The sequence below is a fragment of the Nostocoides sp. F2B08 genome, from assembly GCF_009184895.1.
In the GTDB taxonomy this organism is placed as follows: Bacteria; Actinomycetota; Actinomycetes; order Actinomycetales; family Dermatophilaceae; genus F2B08.
Genome location: NZ_WESE01000033.1, coordinates 1 through 1,292, shown reverse-complemented (window position 1 = coordinate 1,292; position 1,292 = coordinate 1). Strand labels below are relative to the sequence as shown.

Sequence of the window (1,292 nt, the reverse complement as noted above, 5' to 3'; positions counted from 1 at the left end):
TGAGGTTCCCCCCGAAGCGTGGAGGCATCGACAATGAGGATTGCGATGTCAGAGAAGAGAATGAGGTACGACCGGGAGTTCCGTGAAGGGGCTGTGCGGATCGTCGAAGAGACCAAGAAGCCGATCGCCCAGGTTGCCCGCGATCTGGGCGTGAACGAGGGCACGCTGGGCAACTGGGTCCAACGCGCCCGCGCTGAACGCGAGGGCCGCGGTGAGCTGTCCGAGGCGGACTACGAGGAGCTGAAGCGCCTGCGGGCGGAGGTCGCCGAGCTGCGGATGGAGCGTGATGTCCTCAAGCGATCCGTGGTCCTGTGGGTGAAGGAGGCGACGAAGTGAGCGTGGCACGCTTCATCGCCGACCAGAGGACCAACTACGCCGTTCCTGTCGCGCTGACCTGTGCCCTGCTGGGGATCTCGATCTCGTGGTTCTACAAGTGGTGGCAGCGGGCCCTCTCGCCGTGGCACCTGTACACCACCCGGGACCTGCGCCGGGACACCCTCGACCGTGCCGTGAAGGTCATGTTCGTCAAGCAGCGTGGCCTGCACGGCTCCCCGCGCCTGGTCGAGGACCTGCGCCAGGACGGGTGGGTCGTGTCCGAGAAGACGGTCGCGAAGTCAATGCGCCGGCAAGGGCTGATCGCGCGAAAGATCAAGCGCCGCAACGGACTGACCAAGCAAGACAAGACCAAGGCACCGTTCCCGGACCTGATCAACCGGGACTTCACCGCGGCCGCACCGAACCAACGCTGGGTTGGTGACATCACCGAGATCCCCACCGCCGGCGGCAAGCTGTACCTTGCTACCGTGATCGACCTGTTCAGCCGCCGCCTGATCGGGGCAGCGACCTCGCGCCACCCCAACGCCGAGCTCGCCAAGGCCGCGATCACGACGGCGGTGACCGTGCGCGGCGGCAAGGCCGCGATCTGGCGGGAGGAGGAGTCCGAGAAGGTCATCTTTCACACGGACAGGGGATCGACGTACACCGCGGACCTGTTCACCAAGGCCTGCAAGGACCTCGGCATCCGCCAGTCCATGGGCAGAGTGGGCTCGTGCTTCGACAACAGCGCCGCGGAGGCGTTCTTCTCCACCCTGGAGTGGGAAGTCCTCTCACGCAACGAGTTCGACACCACCACGGCGGCCGCGGCCACGGTCATGGACTGGTGCTTCAACTTCTACAACACCACCCGCCGGCACAGCTCCGCTGCGATGATGTCACCCATCGCCTACGAGACCGCGGCCCTCACCCCGAGAGCCGCTTGAAGGGAAGCCCTCCACGATTCGGGGGGAACCACA

At 65.7% G+C, this 1,292-nt stretch carries 2 protein-coding genes; both read left to right on the top strand.

Features of this window, described 5'->3' with window-relative positions:
- The first annotated feature begins 45 nt into the window (after nucleotides 1–45).
- Nucleotides 46–336, top strand: a complete 291-nt coding sequence (locus tag GA707_RS20610; protein WP_152180320.1) for a transposase — start codon at nucleotides 46–48, stop codon at nucleotides 334–336.
- Nucleotides 333–1,259 (top strand): IS3 family transposase, encoded by a 927-nt coding sequence (locus GA707_RS20605; RefSeq protein ID WP_152180319.1) that lies wholly within the window; start codon nucleotides 333–335, stop codon nucleotides 1,257–1,259. Before GA707_RS20610 ends, GA707_RS20605 begins: the two co-directional genes overlap by 4 nt.
- The last annotated feature ends 33 nt before the right edge of the window (nucleotides 1,260–1,292 follow it).